This window comes from Mycobacterium sp. Marseille-P9652 (genome assembly GCF_902652685.1).
In the GTDB taxonomy this organism is placed as follows: Bacteria; Actinomycetota; Actinomycetes; order Mycobacteriales; family Mycobacteriaceae; genus Mycobacterium.
Map to the genome: position 1 here is coordinate 1 of NZ_CACRUY010000067.1, position 21988 is coordinate 21988.

16 protein-coding genes and 2 riboswitches are annotated in these 21988 nt (G+C 71.7%); of the genes, 11 read left to right on the forward strand and 5 right to left on the reverse strand.

The annotated features are described in order from the left end of the window. Positions 1-280: 280 nt before the first annotated feature. Genes GPY60_RS23525 through modA form a run of 3 tightly spaced genes read right to left on the reverse strand, consistent with a single transcriptional unit; the run spans position 281 to position 2937 of the window. On the reverse strand, positions 281-1369 hold the full coding sequence (locus tag GPY60_RS23525; protein WP_156690107.1) for a sulfate/molybdate ABC transporter ATP-binding protein: 1089 nt from the start codon (positions 1367-1369) through the stop codon (positions 281-283). Continuing rightward, complete coding sequence (locus GPY60_RS23530; RefSeq protein WP_156690108.1) at positions 1366-2160, reverse strand: ABC transporter permease; 795 nt, start codon at positions 2158-2160, stop codon at positions 1366-1368. Before GPY60_RS23530 ends, GPY60_RS23525 begins: the two co-directional genes overlap by 4 nt. Before the next feature lie 6 nt (positions 2161-2166). Next, positions 2167-2937 (reverse strand): molybdate ABC transporter substrate-binding protein, encoded by a 771-nt coding sequence (modA, locus tag GPY60_RS23535; RefSeq protein WP_156690109.1) that lies wholly within the window; start codon positions 2935-2937, stop codon positions 2167-2169. A 163-nt stretch (positions 2938-3100) separates the two neighbouring features. Here modA and GPY60_RS23540 point away from each other — a divergent pair, with 163 nt between their 5' ends. Both GPY60_RS23540 and GPY60_RS23545 read left to right on the forward strand, forming a co-directional pair. After that, the gene (locus tag GPY60_RS23540; protein ID WP_156690110.1) at positions 3101-3772 is read left to right on the forward strand and encodes an SDR family oxidoreductase; all 672 of its coding nucleotides are present in this window, start codon (positions 3101-3103) and stop codon (positions 3770-3772) included. A gap of 183 nt (positions 3773-3955) precedes the next feature. Next, complete coding sequence (locus GPY60_RS23545) at positions 3956-5344, forward strand: NAD(P)/FAD-dependent oxidoreductase (protein ID WP_156690111.1); 1389 nt, start codon at positions 3956-3958, stop codon at positions 5342-5344. A 138-nt stretch (positions 5345-5482) separates the two neighbouring features. Here the strand turns inward: GPY60_RS23545 and GPY60_RS23555 are convergent, their stop codons facing one another. Beyond that, positions 5483-5896: a PaaI family thioesterase gene (locus GPY60_RS23555; protein WP_156690112.1), complete on the reverse strand. Its 414-nt coding sequence runs from the start codon at positions 5894-5896 to the stop codon at positions 5483-5485. Between the two features lie 381 nt (positions 5897-6277). Between GPY60_RS23555 and GPY60_RS23560 the strand changes: the two genes are divergently transcribed. The 9 genes from GPY60_RS23560 to GPY60_RS23600 all read left to right on the forward strand — a co-directional run bounded on the left by GPY60_RS23560 (position 6278) and on the right by GPY60_RS23600 (position 18771). Continuing rightward, positions 6278-6697, forward strand: coding sequence for a BlaI/MecI/CopY family transcriptional regulator (locus GPY60_RS23560; protein ID WP_156690122.1), 420 nt, complete (start codon positions 6278-6280; stop codon positions 6695-6697). Positions 6698-6711: 14 nt separating this feature from the next. Continuing rightward, positions 6712-7662 (forward strand): M56 family metallopeptidase, encoded by a 951-nt coding sequence (locus GPY60_RS23565; protein WP_156690113.1) that lies wholly within the window; start codon positions 6712-6714, stop codon positions 7660-7662. A gap of 119 nt (positions 7663-7781) precedes the next feature. Further along, on the forward strand, positions 7782-9239 hold the full coding sequence (gndA, locus tag GPY60_RS23570) for an NADP-dependent phosphogluconate dehydrogenase (protein WP_156690114.1): 1458 nt from the start codon (positions 7782-7784) through the stop codon (positions 9237-9239). A gap of 24 nt (positions 9240-9263) precedes the next feature. Beyond that, positions 9264-10700, forward strand: a complete 1437-nt coding sequence (locus GPY60_RS23575) for a GuaB1 family IMP dehydrogenase-related protein (RefSeq protein ID WP_156690115.1) — start codon at positions 9264-9266, stop codon at positions 10698-10700. A 192-nt stretch (positions 10701-10892) separates the two neighbouring features. After that, on the forward strand, positions 10893-12275 hold the full coding sequence (locus GPY60_RS23580) for a hemolysin family protein (protein ID WP_156690116.1): 1383 nt from the start codon (positions 10893-10895) through the stop codon (positions 12273-12275). After that, positions 12272-13321, forward strand: coding sequence for a hemolysin family protein (locus GPY60_RS23585; RefSeq protein WP_156690117.1), 1050 nt, complete (start codon positions 12272-12274; stop codon positions 13319-13321). The genes GPY60_RS23580 and GPY60_RS23585 overlap by 4 nt, the downstream gene beginning before the upstream one ends. 265 nt (positions 13322-13586) lie before the next feature. Next, positions 13587-15779, forward strand: a complete 2193-nt coding sequence (locus tag GPY60_RS23590) for a malate synthase G (RefSeq protein ID WP_156690118.1) — start codon at positions 13587-13589, stop codon at positions 15777-15779. A 96-nt stretch (positions 15780-15875) separates the two neighbouring features. Further along, entirely contained in the window at positions 15876-17897 is a 2022-nt protein-coding gene (locus tag GPY60_RS23595; RefSeq protein ID WP_156690119.1) for a substrate-binding domain-containing protein, read from the forward strand. Between the two features lie 13 nt (positions 17898-17910). Then, a complete protein-coding gene (locus GPY60_RS23600) occupies positions 17911-18771 on the forward strand; it encodes a haloalkane dehalogenase (RefSeq protein ID WP_156690120.1) in 861 nt (286 codons plus the stop codon). Here GPY60_RS23600 and gcvP read toward each other — a convergent pair. Further along, entirely contained in the window at positions 18768-21593 is a 2826-nt protein-coding gene (gene gcvP / locus GPY60_RS23605; protein ID WP_156690121.1) for an aminomethyl-transferring glycine dehydrogenase, read from the reverse strand. The two genes, GPY60_RS23600 and gcvP, sit on opposite strands and share 4 nt — an antisense overlap. Before the next feature lie 47 nt (positions 21594-21640). After that, a riboswitch (glycine riboswitch) is annotated at positions 21641-21740 on the reverse strand. Next, positions 21741-21838: riboswitch (glycine riboswitch) on the reverse strand. It lies immediately after the preceding riboswitch. Positions 21839-21988 lie beyond the last annotated feature (150 nt).

Genomic DNA, 21988 nt, shown 5'->3' on the forward strand with positions numbered 1-21988 from the left:
GGGGACGTGGGACTGGCCGGCGGGGCCGGCGGCGCCGGCGACGGCACCGGATCGGCGTAGGCGCTCGCGGGTAACGCGACACCGACGGCGAATGCGCTGGTCACCGCGGCGATAGCGAGCGTCACCCGCGGTGTCTTACTACGGATGTTGGGATCCACCTGCTCCATGGCCACGAAACTACCGCGTTACCGCTGTGACGCAAGGTTGCCCTGCGGACGAATGGGCCCTGGTTTTACGGATGTTGCCGATGTGCAATGAAACCGGCGGCGCCCGCCAAGCCTCAGGGCGCCGGGTACAGGCGCACCTCGTGGGCCTTGACCGAAAACCACACCTTCTCCCCCGCCGCCAGCCGCAGCTCGGTCGCCGCGTCCACGGTGATCTCGGCGGCCAGTCCCGGGGCGCCGTCGGGCTGGTCGCCGCCGCGCACCCGGACCGCGGACCCGCGGACATCGAGATCGGCGACCGTCACCGCGACGGTGTTGCGCGGACTCCCCTGGGGCCGTTCCCGGTAGACGGCCACGGCCGCGGGCGAGAAGACCGCGACCGCGCGGTCGCCGCGCGAAAACCCGCCGCCCGGCGCCGCGTGCCAGCGCGACCCGGAGGCGGTGACCAGCGCGCCGTCGTCCTCGACGGTCCCGGTGACCAGATTGATGCCCGCGATGCGCGCGCCGAACCGGCTGCGGGGCGCGGTGAGCACCTCGGCAACCGGGCCGCTCTCGGCGACGCGCCCGGATTCGAGGACGAGGACCCGGTCGGCGAGCGTCAGCACGTCCGACAGGTCGTGGGTCACCAGCACCACCGCACACCCGGTGCGGGCGACGGCCGCGCGGACCACCCCGCGGATGGCCGCGGCCGCACCCACGTCGAGCCCGGTCAGGGGCTCGTCGAGCAGCAACACCTCGGGTTCGGCCGCCAGCGCGCGGGCGACCGCCACCCGCTGGGCCTGACCGCCGGACAGCTGACGGGGTTTGCGGTCGGCCAGGGGTTCCGCGTCCACCTCGCGCAACCAGCGCAGCGCCCCCGCCCGCTCGCGCCCTCGGCCGCGGAGCGGGCCGCGACGGGCCCGCGGGCCGAAGGCGACGTTGGCGGCCGCGCTCATGTGCGGGAACAGCAGCGGATCCTGCAGCAGCAGCCCCACCCGGCGGTCGTGCGTCGCCACGTTCACCCCGGCCGCGGTGTCGGTCAGCACGCGATCGCCCAACCGCACCATGCCCCGGTCGGGGCGAACCAGGCCGGCGACGACGTGCAGCGCGGTCGTCTTCCCGGCGCCGTTCGGTCCCAGGAGGGCCAAAACCTCGCCGGCCGCCACCGAGAACTCCACGTCCAGCGAGCGTTCGGCGACGGCGGTCCGCACCCGCAGCTCGCTCACGCGGTCCCCGTCCCGCTGAGCCGCCGACCCCCCACTCCCAGCACCACCAGCGCCGCCACGGCCACCAGGACCAGCGACAGCGCGACCGCCGCGTCCGGATCGCTCACCCGCTGCAGGTAGATCTCCAGCGGGAGCGTCCGGGTCACGCCCTGCCGCGACCCCGCGAAGGTCAGCGTCGCGCCGAATTCCCCCAGCGCGCGGGCGAAGGCCAGCACCACCCCCGAGGCGATGCCCGGCAACAACAGCGGCACGGTGACCCGCCACCACACCGTCCCGGGCCGCGCCCCCAGCGTGGCCGCGACCACCTCGAAGTCGGCCCCCGCGGTGCGGGCGGCGCCCTCCAGGGAGATCACCAGGAAGGGCAGCGAGACGAAGGTCTGCGCCAGCACCACCGCGGTGGTGCTGAACGCGATGCTGATGCCGGCCGCCTCCAGGTAGCGCCCGACCAGCCCCAGCCGCCCGAACGCGTAGAGCAGCGCGATCCCGCCCACCACCGGCGGCAGGACGAGAGGCAGCAGGATCAGCGGCCGCAGCCACCGCACCGGGCGCGCGGTGCTGCGGGCCAGGACCAGCGCCATCGGCACGCCCAGAAGCACACACAGGGCGGTGCTGGCGGCGGCGGTCTTGAGGCTCAGCAGCAACGCCGTCGTCGACGACGAGCTGCTGATCAGGGCCCAGAAGTGCGGCCAGTCGACCTTGGCCGCGATAGCCACCAGCGGGAGCGCGACGAACACCGTCCCCGCCGCGGCCGGGAGGTACACCCAGCGGGGCAATGCCGTCGGCGCGTGCACGGTCGGTCAGGGCTTGGCGAAACCGGACTGGGCCAGAATGGCCTGGCCGGTATCGGAGGTCACCAGGCCCACGAATTTCTGCGCCAGCGCCGGGTGCGGCGCCTTCTTCAGCACCGCGATCGGGTAGACGTTCACCGCGCCGGCGGCCTCGGGGAAGCGGACGGTCGACACCTTGCTTCCCGCGCCGACGGCGTCGGTGACGTAGACGAGGGCGGCGTCGGCCTGCCCGCTGGTGACCTTGTTGAGGGCGTCGGTGACGTTGGGCTCCTCGCTGACCGGGGCCAGGTGCACGCCGGCGCTGTCCTCGACCCGCTGGGTGGCCGCACCGCACGGGACAGGCTGCTGGCAGACCACCACCCCGAGCCCGGGCCGGGCCAGGTCGGCGAAGGACGCGATGCGCTTCGGGTTTCCCGGCGCGGTGACGATGACCAGGGTGTTGGAGGCGAACTTCCGCGGATCGCCGGCCACCAGCCCGGCCCTGGCGACGGTGTCCATCTGCGCGGTGTCGGCGGACGCGAACACGTCGGCCGAGGCGCCCTGGGTCAGCTGCATCGCCAGCTCCGACGAACCCGCGTACTCGAAATCGACGTCCTGGCCGGGGTTTTCGGACTTGAACCGCTGGCCGACCTGGGTGAACGCGCTCTTCAGCGACGCGGCGGCGAACACCACGAGCTTGGCGGAGGCCGGGGTGTGGGACGGCGCTGGCGACCCGCAGGCCACGGCACCGGCCAGCAGGGCCGCCGCGCACACACCGGCCAGCACCCGCATCCGACGCATGCAGGCAGACTAGCCGCCGCCGGATGCCGTCCGAATAGTTACGCATTCGCCCCGCGCGTCGCGGCGTCCGCAATTTCATTAGGTAGCTACCGTCCAGTAACATTTGGTGAACACCGGCCCGGTTGGGGTTCCGGGTTCAGCGGCGAGCACGAGGAGGTCGCGCATGGAGGTGCTGGTCACCGGCGGGGACACCGATCTGGGGCGGACGGTAGCCGAGCGATTCCGCGACGACGGTCACAAGGTGACGCTCGTCGGCGCGCGCCGCAGTGATCTGGAGATCGCCGCCAAGGAGCTGGACGCGGAGTGGATCGTGTGCGACACCACCGATCCGGCCAGCCTGGACGAGGCCCGCGGGCTCTTCCCGCATCACCTCGACACCATCGTCAACGTCCCGGCCCCGGCGTGGGACGCCGGCGACCCGCGGACCCACTCCCTGTCCGACACCGCCACCGCGTGGCGCACCGCGCTCGACGCGACGCTGCTCTCGGCGGTGCTGACGGTCCAGGCCGTCGGCGACCACCTGCGCTCGGGCGGGTCGATCATCGGCGTGGTGACCGAGAACCCGCCCGCGGGCAGCCCGGACGCCGCGATCAAGGCGGCGCTGTCGAACTGGGTCGCCGGCCAGGCGGCCGCGTACGGCACCCGGGGAATCACGGTCAACGCGCTCGCGAGCGGGCGCAGCGTGCAGCCCGGTTACGAGGGACTCTCGCGCACCCCGCCGCCGGTGGCCGCGGAGGTCGCCCGGTTGGCGCTGTTCCTCACCACGTCGGCCGCGCGCCACATCACCGGGCAGACGCTGCACGTCAGTCACGGGGCCCTCGCCCACTTCGCCTGAGCTGCGCGGCCTTCGGCCGGTCGCATGACGAGCATCACGCCCGCGCCAGCAGGCCTGATGCGACTGTGTTGCTAAGAACACACGTTCGTCAATTAGGTTTCGGGGTATCCGCGTGCGTAGCGTTGTAGCTAACGCTTACCAAAGAAAAGCGCCCACGGAGTCCCCGTCAGGAGAAGCCCCACAATGAGCCCCCAGCCAGGAACGACAGCCGAACCGCAACGTCGCCACCAGGTTGTGATCATCGGCTCGGGATTCGGCGGGCTGAACGCGGCAAAGAAACTCAGGCACGCCGACGTCGACATCAAACTGATCGCGCGAACCACCCACCACCTGTTCCAGCCGCTGCTGTACCAGGTGGCCACCGGGATCGTCTCCGAAGGCGACATCGCCCCGCCGACCCGCGTGATCCTGCGCCGCCAGCGCAACGCCCAGGTGTTGCTCGGCGACGTCACCCACATCGACCTGGCCGGGCAGTACGTCGTCTCCGAGTTGCTCGGTCACACCTACGAAACCCCTTACGACACACTGATTGTCGCCGCGGGCGCGGGACAGTCGTACTTCGGCAACGACCAATTCGCCGAGTTCGCGCCGGGCATGAAGTCCATCGACGACGCGCTCGAGGTGCGCGGCCGCATCCTGAGCGCGTTCGAGCAGGCGGAGCGGTCCAGCGATCCCGAGCGGCGGGAAAAGCTGCTCACGTTCACCGTCATCGGCGCCGGGCCGACCGGCGTCGAGATGGCCGGGCAGATCGCGGAGATGGCCGAGCACACCCTCAAGGGCGCGTTCCGGCACATCGATTCGACCAAGGCGCGGGTGATCCTGCTCGACGCCGCGCCCCAGGTGCTGCCGCCGTTCGGCGAGAAGCTCGGCAGCCGGGCGGCCGCGCGGCTGGAGAAGATGGGGGTCGAGATCCAGCTCGGCGCGATGGTCACCGACGTCGACCGCAACGGCATCACGGTCAAGGACGCCGACGGCACCACGCGGCGCATCGAGTCGGCCTGCAAGGTCTGGTCGGCCGGGGTGAAGGCGAGCGGTCTGGGCGCCGATCTCGCCGACCAGTCGGCCGTCGAGCTCGACCGGTCCGGGCGGGTCAAGGTCTTGCCGGACCTGTCGATCCCGGGCCACCCCAACGTCTTCGTGATCGGTGACATGGCGGCCGTCGAGGGCGTCCCCGGGGTCGCGCAGGGCGCGATCCAGGGCGCCAAGTACGTCGCCCGCACCGTCAAGGCCGAGCTGCACGGCGCCAACCCCGCCGAGCGGGAGCCCTTCGAGTTCTTCGACAAGGGTTCGATGGCGACGGTGTCGCGCTTCGACGCGGTGGCCAAGATCGGCCCGATCGAGATGAGCGGCCTGCTGGCCTGGTTCGCGTGGCTGGTGCTGCACCTGGTCTACCTGGTCGGCTTCAAGAGCAAGGTCAGCACGCTGCTGTCGTGGATCGTGACCTTCCTGAGCACGCGGCGCGGCCAGCTCACCATCACAGAGCAGCAGGCGTTCGCCCGCACCCGGCTCGAACAGTTGGCGGTGTCGGCGGCCGAGTCGCGGCGCCCGGCCGCGGCCAGGCGGGCGAGCTAACCGGCCAGCCGGTCGCCCTGCCACGTGCTCAGCGTTCCCCCGCCGGCCAGGTCGGCGAGATCCGCTGCGGGATAACGCAATTCGCTGACTATGGCGCGCGGGCCGACGCCGTCGGACGGCGTCCCGGCGCGCCGCCCGCTACGCCTCGAGGTTCTGTAACCGCACCTGTCCGCGGGCGATCACCCGATCGTCGCCGTCGGTGATGGTGACCAGCCACAATTGCTGGCGCCGGCCGCGATGGATCGGCTCGGTGCTGCCGTACACCATTCCCGAGCCGATCGACCGCAGGAAGTCGGTGTTGTTGTTGACGCCCACCACGTTGCCGCCGTCCCCGCGCGCGTTCAGCCAGGTATAGGCCGAGACGCTGGCCATGCTCTCGATCATCGAGCAGTAGACCCCGCCGTGCACCAGGCCCATCGGCTGCAGCAGCTTCGGCGTGACCTCGAGCTCGGCGCGCGCGCCGTCGGGGCCGAGCTCGGTGAACCGCAGCCCCAGCTCGGTGTCGAACGGCGCGGTGAAATTCGGCGGCAGGATGGCGTCCGGCGTTGGCACGTCCCTGTGTCTACACGATGGTCCGAGCGCACGGGCGCCCACCGCCGGGATGCGCCGACACGTGCGCCACGCATAAGACACGCCGACGGCGCAACCCCCAGGCGCACGTGTCGGCGGACGCACCCCGCCGGAAGGGGTGGCCGAAAACGGGCGAGCCCCGCGCACGTCGGCGCGGGGCTCGCCGTCGAGGTGACCGGGGGTCGCTGCAGCCCTCAGGACGCTCCGCGGTCGTCGTTCTCGACGCGATCAGAATAGGCAAGGCTGCCCTAACATGGCAAGCGTCCGCCGGAACTCCGCCGCGGCCCGCTTCGTTGTATGTCAGGTACGACGATCGGTAGTAAGCCGGAGTACGCTTGTCTCGACGCTCAGGAGATGGGAACTATGGCCAAGCTGACGCGGCTCGGAGATCTGGAACGCGCGGTGATGGACCATCTGTGGTCCACGCCGGAGCCCCAGACGGTTCGCCAGGTCCACGAAGCGCTGTCCGCGCGGCGCGACCTGGCCTACACGACCGTGATGACGGTGCTGCAGCGGCTCGCCAAGAAGAACCTGGTGTCCCAGCTGCGCGACGACCGGGCCCACCGCTACGCGCCGGTGCACGGCCGTGACGAACTGGTCGCCGGTTTGATGGTCGACGCCCTGGCCCAGGCCGAGGACTCCGGCAGCCGGCAGGCCGCCCTGGTGCACTTCGTCGAACGCGTCGGCGCCGACGAGGCCGCCGCGCTGCGCCGGGCGCTGGCCGATCTGGAAGCCAATCAACGCAATTCCCCGGCGCCTGCTGGCGCGCGAGCGGAGGACTGAGGGAGACTGGCAGCGTGTCCGCGGCGGCCTTCACCCTCCTCGCGGTGCTGCTTGCCGGCCCGGCGCCGGCCCTGTTGGCCCGCGCGAACTGGCCGCTGCGCGCACCGCGGGCGGCGGTCGTGCTCTGGCAGGCCATCGCCCTGGCCGCGGTCCTCTCCGCCTTCAGCGCCGGCATCGCGATAGCCACCCGGTTGCTCCTGCCCGGCCCCGACGGGCGCCCGACGGCGAGCATCATCGGGGCCGAGGGCCGGCTCGGCTGGCCGCTGTGGACCGCCTACATCGCCGTCTTCGCCCTGACCGTGCTGGTCGGCGTCCGGCTGATGGTCTCGGTGCTGCGCGTCGCGATCGCCAACCGGCGCCGGCGGGCCCACCACCGCATGGTCGTCGACCTCGTCGGCGTCGGGCACGACGCGGCGCTCCCCCGGCCGTGCGCGCGGACTCGTGACCTGCGCGTCCTGGACGTCCCGCAGCCGCTGGCCTACTGCCTGCCCGGCGTGCGCAGCCGCGTGGTCGTCAGCGAAGGCGCCCTGAACACGCTGGCCGACGACGAGGTCGCGGCCATTCTCACCCACGAGCGGGCCCACCTGCGCGCCCGGCACGACCTGGTCCTCGAAGCGTTCACCGCGGTGCACGCCGCGTTCCCCCGGCTCGTGCGCAGCTCGAACGCGCTGCGCGCGGTGCAGTTGCTGGTCGAGCTCCTCGCCGACGACGCGGCCGTGCGGGCGGCGGGGCGCACTCCCCTGGCCCGCGCGCTGGTCGCGTGCGCGGCCGGGCGCGCGCCGTCCGGCGCACTGGCCGTCGGCGGCCCCAGCACGGTGGTGCGGGTGCGCCGGCTGGGCGGGCGGGGCAACAGCCTGCTGCTGGCGACGGCCGCCTACGCGACCGCCGCGGCCGTCTTCGTCATCCCCACCGTCGCGCTGGCCGTGCCGTGGCTGACCGAGCTGCGGCGCCTGTTCAACCTCTGACGCGCGAGTCCACCCCGGATGGAGGACGATTAGTCCGCCGGTAATCCCTGTGCCACAGTGTGGTCGGATTGCTCTGGCAGGCTTCCTTCACCGTTCTCCAGACTCAGAGAGGCGTCACCATGGGTTCGTCGAATTCCACCACCGGCACCGCGCAGATCGGCGTGACCGGCCTGGCCGTCATGGGTTCGAACATCGCCCGCAACTTCGCCCACCACGGCTACACGGTGGCGCTGCACAACCGGTCGGTCGCCAAGACCGACGCCCTGCTCAAAGAGCACGGCGACGAGGGCAACTTCGTGCGCTCGGAGTCCATCGCCGAGTTCCTCGACGCGCTCGAAAAGCCGCGCCGGGTGCTGATCATGGTCAAGGCCGGCGACCCCACGGACGCCGTCATCAACGAGCTCGCCGACGCCATGGAGGAAGGCGACATCATCATCGACGGCGGCAACGCGCTCTACACCGACACGATCCGTCGCGAGAAGGCCATGCGGGAGCGGGGCCTGCACTTCGTCGGCGCCGGCATCTCCGGCGGCGAGGAGGGCGCGCTCAACGGCCCCTCGATCATGCCCGGCGGGCCGGCCGAGTCCTACACGTCGCTCGGCCCGCTGCTCGAGGAGATCTCCGCGCACGTCGACGGGGTGCCGTGCTGCACCCACATCGGCCCCGACGGCGCCGGGCACTTCGTCAAGATGGTGCACAACGGCATCGAGTACTCCGACATGCAGCTCATCGGCGAGGCCTACCAGCTGCTGCGCGACGGCCTGGGCAAGACCGCCGGGGAGATCGCCGACGTGTTCGACGAGTGGAACAAGGGCGACCTGGACAGCTTCTTGGTGGAGATCACCGCGAAGGTGTTGCGCCAGAACGACGCCAAGACGGGCAAGCCGCTGGTGGACGTCATCCTCGACGAGGCAGAGCAGAAGGGCACGGGCCGCTGGACGGTGAAGTCGGCGCTGGACCTCGGGGTCCCGGTCACCGGCATCGCGGAGGCCGTCTTCGCCCGCGCCCTGTCCGGTTCGGTGACCCAGCGCAAGGCCACCACCGGCCTGGCCTCGGGTCAACTCGGCGAGAAGCCAACCGACGCAACACAATTCATCGAGGACGTCCGCCAGGCCCTGTACGCGTCGAAGATCATCGCCTACGCGCAGGGCTTCAACCAGATCCAGGCCGGCAGCGCCGAGTACGACTGGGGCATCACCCCCGGCGACCTCGCCACCATCTGGCGCGGCGGCTGCATCATCCGCGCGAAGTTCCTCAACCGCATCAAGGAGGCGTTCGACGAGGACGCCGACCTGCCCACGCTGATCGTCGCGCCGTACTTCCGCGCCGCGATCGAGGCCGCGATCGACGGCTGGCGCCGCGTGGTGGTGACGGCGACGCAGCTGGGCATCCCGATCCCCGGGTTCTCCTCGGCGCTGTCCTACTACGACGCGCTGCGCACCGAGCGGCTGCCCGCCGCGCTCACCCAGGGCCTGCGGGACTTCTTCGGCGCCCACACCTACGGGCGCATCGACGACGACCCGGACAAGCGCTTCCACACCCTGTGGAGCGGTGACCGCAGCGAAGTGCCCGCGTAGGCATAACGGGGTACACGCACTGCGATGAGATTTCTGGACGGGCATCGGCCCGCGCATGACCTGACCTACAACGACGTCTTCGTCATGCCCAACCGGTCGGACGTCGCCTCCCGCTTCGACGTCGACCTGGCCACCACCGACGGCTCGGGAACCACGATCCCGGTGGTGGTCGCCAACATGACGGCGGTGGCCGGACGGCGGATGGCCGAGACCGTGGCACGGCGCGGCGGGATCGTCATTCTGCCGCAGGACCTGCCGATCACGGCGGTGCAGCAGACGGTCGAGTTCGTCAAGAGCCGCGATCTGGTGCTCGACACCCCGGTGGTGCTGGGGCCCGACGACTCGGTGTCCGACGCCACGGCGCTGATCCACAAGCGCGCCCACGGGCACGCCGTCGTGGCCTTCGAGGGCCGCCCGATCGGGCTGGTGAGCGAGGCGGCCTGCCAGGGGGTCGACCGCTTCACCCGGGTGCGCGACGTCGCCGTGACCGACTTCGTGACGGCCCCCGCGGGCGCGGAGCCGCGCAAGATCTTCGACCTGCTCGAGCACGCCCACATCGGGGTCGCGGTGGTGACCCACGCCGACGGCACGCTGGCCGGGGTGCTGACCCGCACCGGCGCCATCCGGGCGGGGCTGTACACCCCGGCCACCGACGCGCGCGGCCGGCTGCGCATCGGCGCGGCCGTCGGCATCAACGGCGGCGTCGGCGCGCGGGCCCGGTCGCTGGCCGAGGCCGGAGCCGACGTGCTGGTCATCGACACCGCCCACGGGCACCAGGAGAAGACGCTGGACGCGATCCGGGCCGTGGCGTCCCTGGACCTCGGTGTGCCGCTGGTGGCGGGCAACGTGGTCTCGGCCGAGGGCACCCGCGACCTGCTGGGCGCCGGGGCCGACATCGTCAAGGTCGGCGTTGGCCCGGGCGCGATGTGCACCACCCGAATGATGACCGGCGTGGGCCGCCCGCAGTTCTCCGCCGTCCTCGAATGCGCGACGGCCGCAAGGGAACTCGGCGGGCACGTGTGGGCCGACGGCGGAGTCCGGCACCCGCGCGACGTGGCGCTGGCCCTGGCCGCCGGGGCGTCGAACGTGATGATCGGCTCGTGGTTCGCCGGCACCTACGAGTCGCCCGGGGACCTGATGCGCGACCGCGACAACCGGCCGTTCAAGGAGAGCTACGGCATGGCGTCCAAGCGGGCCGTCGTCGCCCGCGCGGGCGCCGAGACCGCATTCGACCGCGCCCGCAAGGCGCTGTTCGAGGAGGGCATCTCGACGTCGCGGATGGACCTGGACCCCGACCGTGGCGGCGTCGAGGACCTGCTCGACCACATCACCGCGGGCGTGCGCAGCACGTGCACCTACGTCGGCGCCTCCACGCTGTCCGAGCTGCACGAGCGCGCCGTCGTCGGCGTGCAGTCTCCGGCCGGCTTCGCCGAGGGCCACCCGCTGCCCCTGGGCTGGTGAGGCGCGCAGCGCCGGTGACCGTACCGGCCGCACCGCCGGCGTTGGCTAGCATGTGAATTCATGCGCAGCAAAGCGCTGCGCGGCATCGAGGGAAAGGGCTGACGTGCCGCAGGCACGCGTCGAGGCCGCCATGCCGTCCGGCGTCTTCCGCACCGCGCGGCCACCCGCGTGTCCCGGGCCGCCGGGCCCCTCATGAACATGACCGTGACCGTGGCGAGCGTCATCGCCATCGCCGTGCTCATCTTCGGCAACGGCGTGTTCGTCGCGGCCGAGTTCTCGCTGACCGCGGCGGACCGCGGCATCGTGGACGCCAACGCCCGCAAGGGCGGCCGCCGCGATCGCCTGGTCCAGCGCGCGCAGCAGCGGCTGTCGTTCCAGCTGTCGGGCGCCCAGCTCGGCATCTCGACGACGACGCTGGCCACCGGCTACCTCACCGACCCGATGGTGGCCGACCTGCCGCACCCCTGGCTGGACGCCATCGGCGTGCCCGACAGCGTGGCCGACGGCATCATGGCGTTCCTGGTGCTGCTGGTGGTGACCTCGGTGTCGATGGTGTTCGGCGAGCTGGTCCCGAAGTACCTCGCGGTGGCGCGTCCCGTGTCGACCGCGCGGGCGGTGGCCGGCTTCCAGCTGTTGTTCTCGCTGCTGCTCACCCCGGCGATCCGCCTGACCAACGGCGTGGCGAACTGGATCGTCCGGGAGCTGGGCATCGAACCGGCCGAAGAGCTGCGGTCGGCCCGCTCGCCGCAGGAACTGCTTTCGCTGGTGCGCTACTCGGCCCGCAGCGGGGCGCTGGACGCCGCCACCGCCGCGCTGGTGCGGCGCTCGCTGCAGTTCGGTGACCTGACGGCCGAAGAGCTGATGACCCCGCGGTCCAAGATCGTGGCGCTGCAGACCGACGACACGGTGGCCGACCTGGTGGCCGCGGCCGCCGAGTCGGGCTTCTCCCGCTTCCCCGTCGTCGACGGCGATCTCGACGAGACCGTCGGCATCGTGCACGTCAAGCAGGTGTTCACGATCCCGCGCGCCGAGCGGGCGCGCACGCGGCTCACCACGGTCGCGCAGCCGGTTCCCGTCGTGCCCTCCACGCTGGACGGCGACGCGGTCATGGCCGAGATCCGCGCCAACCCGCTGCAGACCGCGATGGTCGTCGACGAGTACGGCGGCACGGCCGGCATGGTGACCGTCGAGGACCTGATCGAGGAGATCGTCGGCGACGTCCGCGACGAGCACGACGACGCCACCCCCGACGTGGTCGTCGCCGGCGGCGGCTGGCGGGTCTCGGGCCTGCTGCGCATCGACGAGGTGGCCGCCGCCACCGGCTACCGGGCGCCGGAGGGGCCGTACGAGACGATCGGCGGGCTGGTGCTGCGCGAGATCGGCCACATCCCGGCGGCCGGCGAGACCGTGCGGCTGCCCGCGCTGGACTCCGACGGCCTGCTGGACACCTCGCTGCACTGGCAGGCGCGGGTGGTGAAGATGGACGGCCGCCGGATCGACCTGCTGCAGCTGACCGAGCTCGACGGCGGGGGCCAGCCCGACCACGCGCCCGCGGCACCGGAAAGCCCCGCATGAACCAAGCCCTCGGAATCCTGCTCGCCCTCGCGCTGATCGGCGTCAACGCGTTCTTCGTCGGCGCCGAGTTCTCCCTGATCTCGGCCAGGCGCGACCGCCTCGAGGCGCTGGCCGAGCAGGGCAAGGCCCGGGCCGTCACCGTGATCCGCGCCGGCGAGCAGCTGCCGTCCATGCTGGCCGGCTCGCAACTGGGCGTCACCGTCGCCTCGCTGCTGCTCGGGCGCGTCGGCGAGGCCGCGGTCGCCGACGCCCTGCGCTCGGCGCTGGGCCTGACCGGCATCCCCACGGCGCTGCTGCACACGCTGTCGTTCGCGATCGCGCTGGCGATCGTGGTGACGCTGCACGTGCTGCTGGGCGAGATGGTGCCGAAGAACATCGCGCTGGCCGGCCCGGAACGCACGGCCATGCTGCTGGTCCCGCCCTACCTGGTCTACGTGCGCGCCGCCCGGCCCTTCATCGTCTTCTACAACAAGTGCGCCAGCCTCGTGCTGCGCGCGGTGGGCGTCGAGCCCAAGGACGAGCTGGACATCACCGTCTCGGCCGCCGAGCTGAGCCAGATGATCGCCGAATCCCGGTCCGAGGGTCTGCTGGACCCGGAGGAGCACAGCCGGCTCACCCGGGCGCTGCAGCTGCGGACCCGCGTGGTCGGCGACGTGGCGGTGCCCCTCGCCGACGTCCACGCGATCCCCGTGGCCGCGCCCGGGTCCGGGCCGACGGTCGCGGCCGTCGAGCAGGCCCTCGCCCAGACCGGCTACTCCCGATTCCCGGTGGCCGACGTCGACGGCCGGTTCGTCGGCTATCTGCACATCAAGGACGTGCTGACGCTGGTCGACGACCCGCGGACGGTGCTCGACCCGGCGCTGGTGCGCCCGCTGCCCCGGGTTCCCGCATCGCTGCCGCTCGCCGACGCCCTCTCCCGGATGCGGCGCAGCAACAGCCACCTCGCCCTGGTGACCGACGGCGCGGGATCCGGCGCGGTCGTGGCCATGGTGGCGATGGAGGATCTGGTCGAGGACCTCGTCGGCACCATGCGCGAGGCGCAGTAGGCGGCGCGCGACCGCCATCCGGCGTGCAGGCCGTATGATTCCCGACGGCTCCCGGTCGAGAATGGGCCGGGACCCGATGCCTGCGCTGGAACGCCGTCTGACCTGCCCTTGCGGTGCGGCCGGATGACGATCGCCGGGTTGCCGGTCGGTAGGCTGACGACGATGCCCGTGAACGGGCTCTTGGAAGGTCTTAGGAAGGCCTTGAAAGGCGGAGCCGTGCTGCCCGGCCCACGTGGAGGACAGCGGCCCATGTTGGAGGAGAAAGATGACTGATCGCGTGTCGGTGGGGAACTTGCGGGTCGCCCGGGTGCTCTACGACTTCGTGAACAACGAGGCCCTGCCCGGCACCGACATCGACCCCGACAGCTTCTGGTCGGGCGTCGACAAAGTCGTCGCCGACCTCACGCCCAAGAACCAGGAACTGCTGGCGCGCCGCGACGAGCTGCAGGCGCAGATCGACAAGTGGCACCGCCAGCGGGTGATCGAGCCGATCGACGCCGAGGCCTACCGGCAATTCCTCACCGAGATCGGGTACCTGCTCCCCGAGCCCGACGACTTCACGATCACCACGTCCGGCGTCGATCCCGAGATCACCACGACGGCCGGCCCGCAGCTCGTGGTGCCGGTGACCAACGCGCGGTTCGCGCTCAACGCGGCCAACGCCCGCTGGGGTTCGCTGTACGACGCGCTGTACGGCACCGACGTCATCCCGGAGACCGACGGCGCCGAGCAGGGCGACAGCTACAACAAGGTCCGCGGCGACAAGGTGATCGCCTACGCCCGCGCGTTCCTGGACGAGGCGGTGCCGCTGGAGTCCGGCTCGTGGGCCGACGCCACCGGGCTCAGCCTCGAGGAGGGCCAACTGCGGGTCGCGACCGGCGACGGGTCGGTGGGGCTGGCCAGCCCGGAGAAGTTCGTCGGCTACACCGGGGAGCTGGGCTCGCCGAGCTGGTCGGTGCTGCTGATCAACAACGGCCTGCACGTCGAGATCCTCGTCGACCCGGAGTCGCCGATCGGCAAGACCGACCGCGCCGGCATCAAGGACGTCGTCCTGGAGTCCGCGGTCACCACGATCATCGACTTCGAGGACGCGGTGGCCGCCCTCGACGCCGACGACAAGACCGCCGCCTACCGCAACTGGCTGGGCCTGATGCGGGGCGACCTCGCCGCCGAGGTCGACAAGGACGGCAAGACGTTCACCCGCGTGCCCAACCAGGACCGCCGCTACACCACCCCCGATGGCGGCGAGTTGGTGCTGCCCGGACGCGCGCTGCTGTTCGTGCGCAACGTCGGGCACCTCATGACGAACGACGCCATCGTCGACGCCGACGGCAACGAGGTCTTCGAGGGCATCATGGACGCGCTGTTCACGGGCGTCTGCGCGATCCACGGGCTCAAGGAGTCCGACGCCAACGGACCCCTGGCCAACAGCCGCACAGGGTCCATCTACATCGTCAAGCCGAAGATGCACGGCCCCGACGAGGTCGCCTTCACCACCGAGCTGTTCAGCCGCGTCGAGGACGTCCTCGGCCTGCCGCAGACCACCCTCAAGGTCGGCGTCATGGACGAGGAGCGGCGCACGACGGTCAACCTCAAGGCGTGCGTCAAGGCCGCCGCCGACCGGATCGTCTTCATCAACACCGGGTTCCTGGACCGCACGGGCGACGAGATCCACACCTCGATGGAGGCCGGCCCGATGGTGCGCAAGGGCACGATGAAGAGCCAGCCGTGGATTCTGGCCTACGAGGACAACAACGTCGACGTCGGGCTGGCCACCGGCTTCGCCGGTCATGCCCAGATCGGCAAGGGCATGTGGGCGATGACCGACCTGATGGCCGACATGGTCGAGCAGAAGATCGGCCAGCCGAAGGCCGGGGCCAGCACCGCGTGGGTGCCGTCCCCGACCGCCGCGACCCTGCACGCGATGCACTACCACAAGGTCGACGTCTTCGAGGTGCAGAAGGGGCTGGCCGGCAAGCGGCGGGCCAGCATCGAGCAACTCCTGACCATCCCGCTGGCCAAGGAGCTGGCCTGGGCGCCGGAGGAGATCCGCGAGGAGGTCGACAACAACTGCCAGTCGATCCTCGGTTACGTGGTGCGCTGGATCGACCAGGGCGTCGGCTCCTCCAAGGTGCCCGACATCCACGACGTCGCGCTGATGGAGGACCGCGCCACCCTGCGGATCTCCAGCCAGCTGCTGGCGAACTGGCTGAAGCACGGGGTGATCACCGAGGAGGACGTGCGGGCGAGTCTGCGGCGGATGGCTCCCAAGGTCGACCAGCAGAATGCCGGCGACGCGAAGTACCGGCCGATGGCCCCGGACTTCGACGACAACGTCGCCTTCCAGGCGGCCCAGGAGCTGATCCTGTCCGGTGGGCAGCAGCCCAACGGCTACACCGAGCCGATCCTGCATCGGCGCCGCCGCGAGTTCAAGGCACGCGCCGGCGGCGGTGCCTGACCGGCACCACCTGCGGTGATGCGCCGGTGACTAGAATCAGCGCCGGGTTTGGGGACGAACGCGTGAGGGATCGACGGAAAGGCGGCGGGCACCACTATGGGTAGGCACAGTTTGCCCGACCCTGAGGACTCCACCAACCGACCCCACGAGCCCGCCGAGGAACCCGCGGAGACGGGCAGCGCGGAAGACGCCGGCCACGACGTCGACGACGCCGGCCGGGAACCCGACGAGGACCGCTACCCCGCCGACGCCTTCGCGAGTGACACGGCCGACGACTACCCCGAGTTTCCCCCGCGGGCGGCGGGGGACGCGGCCGCCGAACCGCCGACGTCCCCGCCGTCGCTGTTCCGCCGTGCCGGGCACCGGGGGCTCGCCGACTGGCGGGGCGGTCACCGCAGCGAGGGCGGCCGTCGCGGCGTGAGCATCGGCGTGATCGTCGCCCTCGTCGCCGTCGTCGTGGTGGTCGGTGCCGTGATCCTGTGGAGCTTCTTCGGCGACGCGCTGTCGCACCGCTCCCACCAGGCGGCGGAGCGGTGCGCCGGGGGCAAGGAGCCGGTCGCCGTCGTCGCCGCCCCGTCGATCGCCGGGCCGGTGCAGCAGCTGGCCGAGAGCTTCAATTCGTCGGAGGGCCCGGTCGGCGACCACTGCATGGTGGTCGGGGTCAAGCCGGCCGGTTCCGACGCGGTCCTGGGCGGCTTCATCGGCAAGTGGCCCGCCGACCTCGGCGGCCAGCCGGCCCTGTGGATCCCGGGCAGCTCGATCTCCGCGGCGCGGCTCTCGGCCGCGTCCGGCCAGAAGACCATCACCGACAGCCGGTCGCTGGTGAGCTCGCCGGTGGTGCTCGCGGTCCGGCCCGAGCTGCGGCAGGCCCTGGGCAACCAGAACTGGGCCGCGCTGCCGGGCCTGCAGACGAACCCGACCGCCCTGGCGCCGCTGAACCTGCCGACCTGGGGCTCCCTGCGGCTGGCCGTGCCGATGGCGGGCAACGGCGACGCGGCGCTGCTCGCCGGCGAGGCGGTCGCGTCCGCCTCGGTGCCCGCGGGCGCGCCCCCGACGCAGGGCGTCGGCGCGGTGCGGACGCTGCTCGGCGCGCAGCCGAAGCTGGCGGACGGCTCGCTCAACGAGGCCATGAACGCGCTCCTCAAACCCGGTGACCCGGCCGCCGCGCCGGTGCACGCGGTGGTCACCACCGAGCAGCAGCTGTTCCAGCGGGGTCAGTCGGTGCCGGACGCGAAGTCCGCGCTGGCTTCCTGGCTGCCGGCGGGGCCGGCGCCCGTCGCCGACTACCCGACCGTGCTGCTCGCCGGCTCGTGGCTGACGCCGGAGCAGACGTCGGCGGCCAGCGAGTTCGCGCGGTTCCTGCGCAAGCCCGAACAGCTCGACAAGCTGGCCAAGGCGGGCTTCCGGGTGAACGGGTTGCAGCCGCCCAGCAGCCCCGTCACCAACTTCCCGGCGCTGCCCGCCACGCTGTCGGTGGGCGACGACGCGACGCGCGCGACCCTGGCCGAGGCGATGTCCGCCCCGGCGAGCGGGTTGGCCGCGACGATCATGCTCGACCAGTCGATGCCGGGCGACGACGGCGGCAAGACGCGGCTCGCGAACGTCATTGCCGCGCTTCAGGACAAGATCAAGGCCCTGCCCCCCACCGCGATCGTCGGGCTGTGGACGTTCGACGGGCACGAGGGCCGCTCGGAGGTCCCCGGCGGCCCGCTGGCCGACCCGGTCGGTCCCGCCGGCGGCCCGCCGCGGTCGGCCGCGCTGGCGACCGCGCTCGACAAACAGTACTCGTCGGCCGGCGGGGCCGTTTCGTTCACCACGCTGCGCCTGCTCTACCAGGATGTGCAGACGAATTATCGTGCGGGTCAGACGAACTCGATCCTGGTGATAACCGCCGGGCCGCACACCGACCAGACCCTGGACGGGCCGGGGCTGCAGGACTTCATCCGCAAGAGCGCCGACCCGGGCAAGCCGATCGCCGTCAACGTCATCGACTTCGGCGCCGACCCCGACCGGGCGACGTGGGAGGCCGTCGCGCAGCTCAGCGGCGGCGGATACCAGAACCTCGCCACGTCGGCCTCCCCCGAGCTCGCCGCGGCGATCAACACCTACCTGAGCTGAGAGGTCAGCCGTCATGCGGATCGACTTCACCCCGGACCCGGCGCTGTACCCGTTCGAGTCCCGCTGGTTCGACAGCTCGCGGGGACGCATCCACTACGTCGACGAGGGTGACGGTCCGCCGCTGCTGCTCTATCACGGGAACCCGACGTGGAGCTTCCTGTACCGCAACATCATCCTGGCGCTGCGCGACCGGTTCCGTTGCATCGCAATGGATTACCTGGGGTTCGGGCTGTCGGACCGGCCGTCGGGATTCGGCTACACGATCGAGGAGCACGCGCGCGTGGTCGGCGAATTCGTCGACCACCTGGGGGTCGACGAATTCCTGACCATGGGGCAGGACTGGGGTGGCCCCATCAGCATGGCGGTCGCGGTTCAGCGCGCCGACCGCGTGCGCGGCGTCGTGCTGGGCAACACCTGGTTCTGGCCGACCGACGTGCTCAGCACCAAGATGTTCAGCTGGGTGATGTCCAGCCCGCCACTGCAATACGCGATCCTGCACCGGAACTTCTTCGTCGAGCGGCTGGTGCCCGCGGGCACCGCCCGCCGGCCCAGCCCCGAGGTGATGGAGCACTACCGGGCCGTGCAGCCCAGCGCCGAGGCCCGCAAGGGCGTCGCGGAGATGCCCAAGCAGATCATGGCCGCCCACCCGCTGCTGGCCCGGCTGGCCGACGAGGTGCCGGCGCGGCTCGGGGCCAAGCCGGCGCTGTTCGTCTGGGGCATGAAGGATTTCGCGTTCCGGCCGGGCCCGACGCTGCCGCACATGCGCGCGGCCTTCCCCGACCACGTCGTGGTCGAACTGCCCGGCGCGAAGCACTTCATCCAGGAGGACGCGCCGGACGAGATCGCCGGCGCCATCGCCGAGCGCTTCGGCTAGGCGAACGCCTCCACCGGCGGGCACGAGCACACCAGGTGCCGGTCGCCGTACGCGCCGTCGATGCGGCGCACGGGCGGCCACACCTTGGGGCGGAAGCCCTTGCCCAGCGGGTAGGCCGCCTCCTCGCGGGTGTACGGGTGATCCCAGTCCGCGACGAGCAGGCAGTCGGCCGTGTGGGGCGCGCCCCGCAGCGGGTTGTCCTCGACCGGCCACTCCCCCGCGCCGACGCGGTCGATCTCGCGCCGGATTGCGATCATGGCCTCGCAGAACGCGTCGACCTCGGTCAGGGTTTCGCTCTCGGTCGGCTCGACCATGAGCGTCCCGGCCACCGGGAAGCTCATCGTCGGCGCGTGAAAACCGAAGTCCGCCAACCTCTTTGCCACGTCGTCGACGGTCACCCCGGTCGCCTTGGTGATGCCCCGCAGGTCCAGGATGCACTCGTGGGCGACCATGCCGTTCTCGCCGGTGTAGAGCACGGGGAAGTATTCGTCGAGGCGCCGGGCGATGTAGTTGGCCGAGGCGATCGCCGTCAGCGACGCCGCCCGGAGCCCGTCCGCGCCCATCATCCGGATGTAGGCCCAGCTGATCGGCAGGATCGACGCCGACCCGTACGGCGCCGACGACACCGGGTGCCCCGTCGGCAACTCCGGCGCGTGCGGGTGGCCGGGCAGGAACGGCGCCAGATGCGAACGCACCGCCACCGGCCCGACGCCCGGGCCCCCGCCGCCGTGCGGGATGCAGAACGTCTTGTGCAGGTTGAGGTGGCTGACGTCGCCGCCGAACTTCCCGGGGCGGGCCAGCCCGACGAGCGCGTTCAGGTTGGCGCCGTCGACGTACACCTGGCCGCCGGCGTCGTGCACGGCCGCGCAGATCTCGGCGATGTCGTGCTCGTACACGCCGTGCGTGGACGGGTAGGTGATCATCAGCGTCGACAGCCGCTCGCCGTGCTCGGTCACCTTGGCGCGCAGGTCGTCGAGGTCGACGTCGCCGTTCTCGTGGCAGGCCACCACGACCACCCGCATGCCGGCCAGTGCGGCCGACGCCGCGTTGGTGCCGTGCGCGCTGGACGGGATCAGGCAGATGTCGCGGTGCGGCTCGCCCCGGCTGGCGTGGTAGTCGTGGATGGCCAACAGCCCGGCGTACTCTCCCTGCGATCCGGCGTTGGGTTGCAGCGAGACCGCGTCATAGCCGGTGATGTCGACCAGCCAGCGCTCCAGGTCGGCGATCAGCCGGCGCAGGCCCGGGGTGTCGGACGCCGGCGCGAACGGGTGCTGCCGCCCGAATTCCGGCCAGGTGATCGGCTCCATCTCGGCGGCGGCGTTGAGCTTCATCGTGCACGAGCCGAGCGGAATCATGCTGCGGTCCAACGCCACATCCTTGTCCGCCAACGTCCGCAGGTAGCGCATCATCGCGGTCTCGGTGCGGTACTGCGTGAACGCGGGATGGGTCAGGAACTCCGACGTGCGCGTGGCGATGTCGACGGTCGCCCGATCCGTGGCCGTGACCCCGAACGCGTCGAGCACGATTGCGACGTGGGCGTCGGTGGTGACCTCGTCGCACGCCACCGACACGTGGTCGGCGTCGACGCGCCAGACGTTGACCCCCTGCGCCTTGGCCGCCGCGACGATCTCGTCGGCCCGGCCCGGGACGCGAGCCAGCACGGTGTCGAAGAAGGTGTCGTGCACCAGCGCGTCGCCCAGCGCGCCCGCGATGGTTTCGGCGTGCCCGTGGACGCGGCGGGCGATCCCCGTCAGCCCCTCGGCGCCGTGGTAGCTGGCGTACATGGCGGCCATCACCGCCAGCAGCACCTGCGCGGTGCAGATGTTGCTGGTCGCCTTGTCGCGGCGGATGTGCTGCTCACGGGTCTGCAGCGCCAGCCGGTAGGCGGGTGAGCCGTCGGCGTCCATCGAGACCCCGACGAGCCGGCCCGGCAGCTGACGCGCGTGCTTGGCGTGCACCGCGAGGTAACCCGCGTGGGGTCCGCCGAATCCCATTGGGACACCGAACCTCTGGGTGGTGCCGAACGCGACGTCCGCGCCGATCTCGCCGGGCGGGGTGACCAGTGTCAGCGCCAGCAGGTCGGCGCCGACGGCCACCAGCGCGCCGCGGTCGTGAGCCTGCGTTACCAGTCCGGCCCAGTCGGTGATCCGGCCGCTGGCCCCCGGCAGCTGGGTGATCACCCCGAAGAAGTCGCCCTCGGGCAGGCCCTCGCGCAGGTCGGCGGTGACGATCTCGATGCCGAGCGGCTCCGCGCGCGTCGCCAGCACCGCCGCCGTCTGGGCGAACACGTCGGCGTCGACGGCCAGCCGGTTGGAGTTCCCCTTGGCCGCGCGATGCATCAGCGTCATCGCCTCGGCGGCCGCGGTGCCCTCGTCGAGCATCGACGCGTTGGCGACCTCGAGCCCCGTCAGGTCGGACACCATGGTCTGGAAGTTCAGCAGCGCCTCCAGCCGGCCCTGGCTGATCTCCGGCTGGTAGGGCGTGTAGGCGGTGTACCAGGCCGGGTTCTCCAGGATGTTGCGCAGCAGCACCGGCGGGGTGAGCGTGTCGTAGTAGCCCTGCCCGATCATCGACACCGCAACGGTGTTCGCGTCGGCCAGCGCCCGCAGCTCGGCCAGCGCCTCGGCCTCGGTGGCGGCCGCGGGCAGGCGGTCGAGGCCCGGCGCGGCGCCCGTGTCGGTGAGCCTGTCGAGGATGCCGTGGGGAAGCGCCTTGGCCGCGAGCTCGTCGAGCGAGTCGACGCCGATGACGGCGAGCATGGCGGCGACGGCCTGGGCGTCCGGGCCGATGTGGCGCGCTGCGAAGGTAGGTTGGTCGGGCACGGGGCGGGCTCCTGGTGTCGACGGCAAAGGCAGAGGACTAAGCGGCCCTCTCCCTCTGTCTTCACCCGGGCCCGGGCGCCTGAGAGATTCGGCGCGAACGCCTTTCCCCATCGGCGGGTGTGTCACCACCGCTTTCCAGAGGCGTCGTTAACCCGCGCGGTCCGGGTGCCTGAGAGGTTGACGGAGAGGTGTTGCTCCTTCGGCGCCCGTGACTGGCAGCCACGGGACTCTCCCGCCCGAGTGCGACGCGGACCCGAGTCTACCCTGGCGCGAGCGTGCGTTGCTCCTATGTCAAGGAGCAGGTTTAGGCAGCTGTTTGCAGTGCGGGGTGGGGGTGGTGGTCGGCTCGCAGTCGGGTGAAGACGACGCGCGCCAGGCGGCGTTTGAGGCAGCGC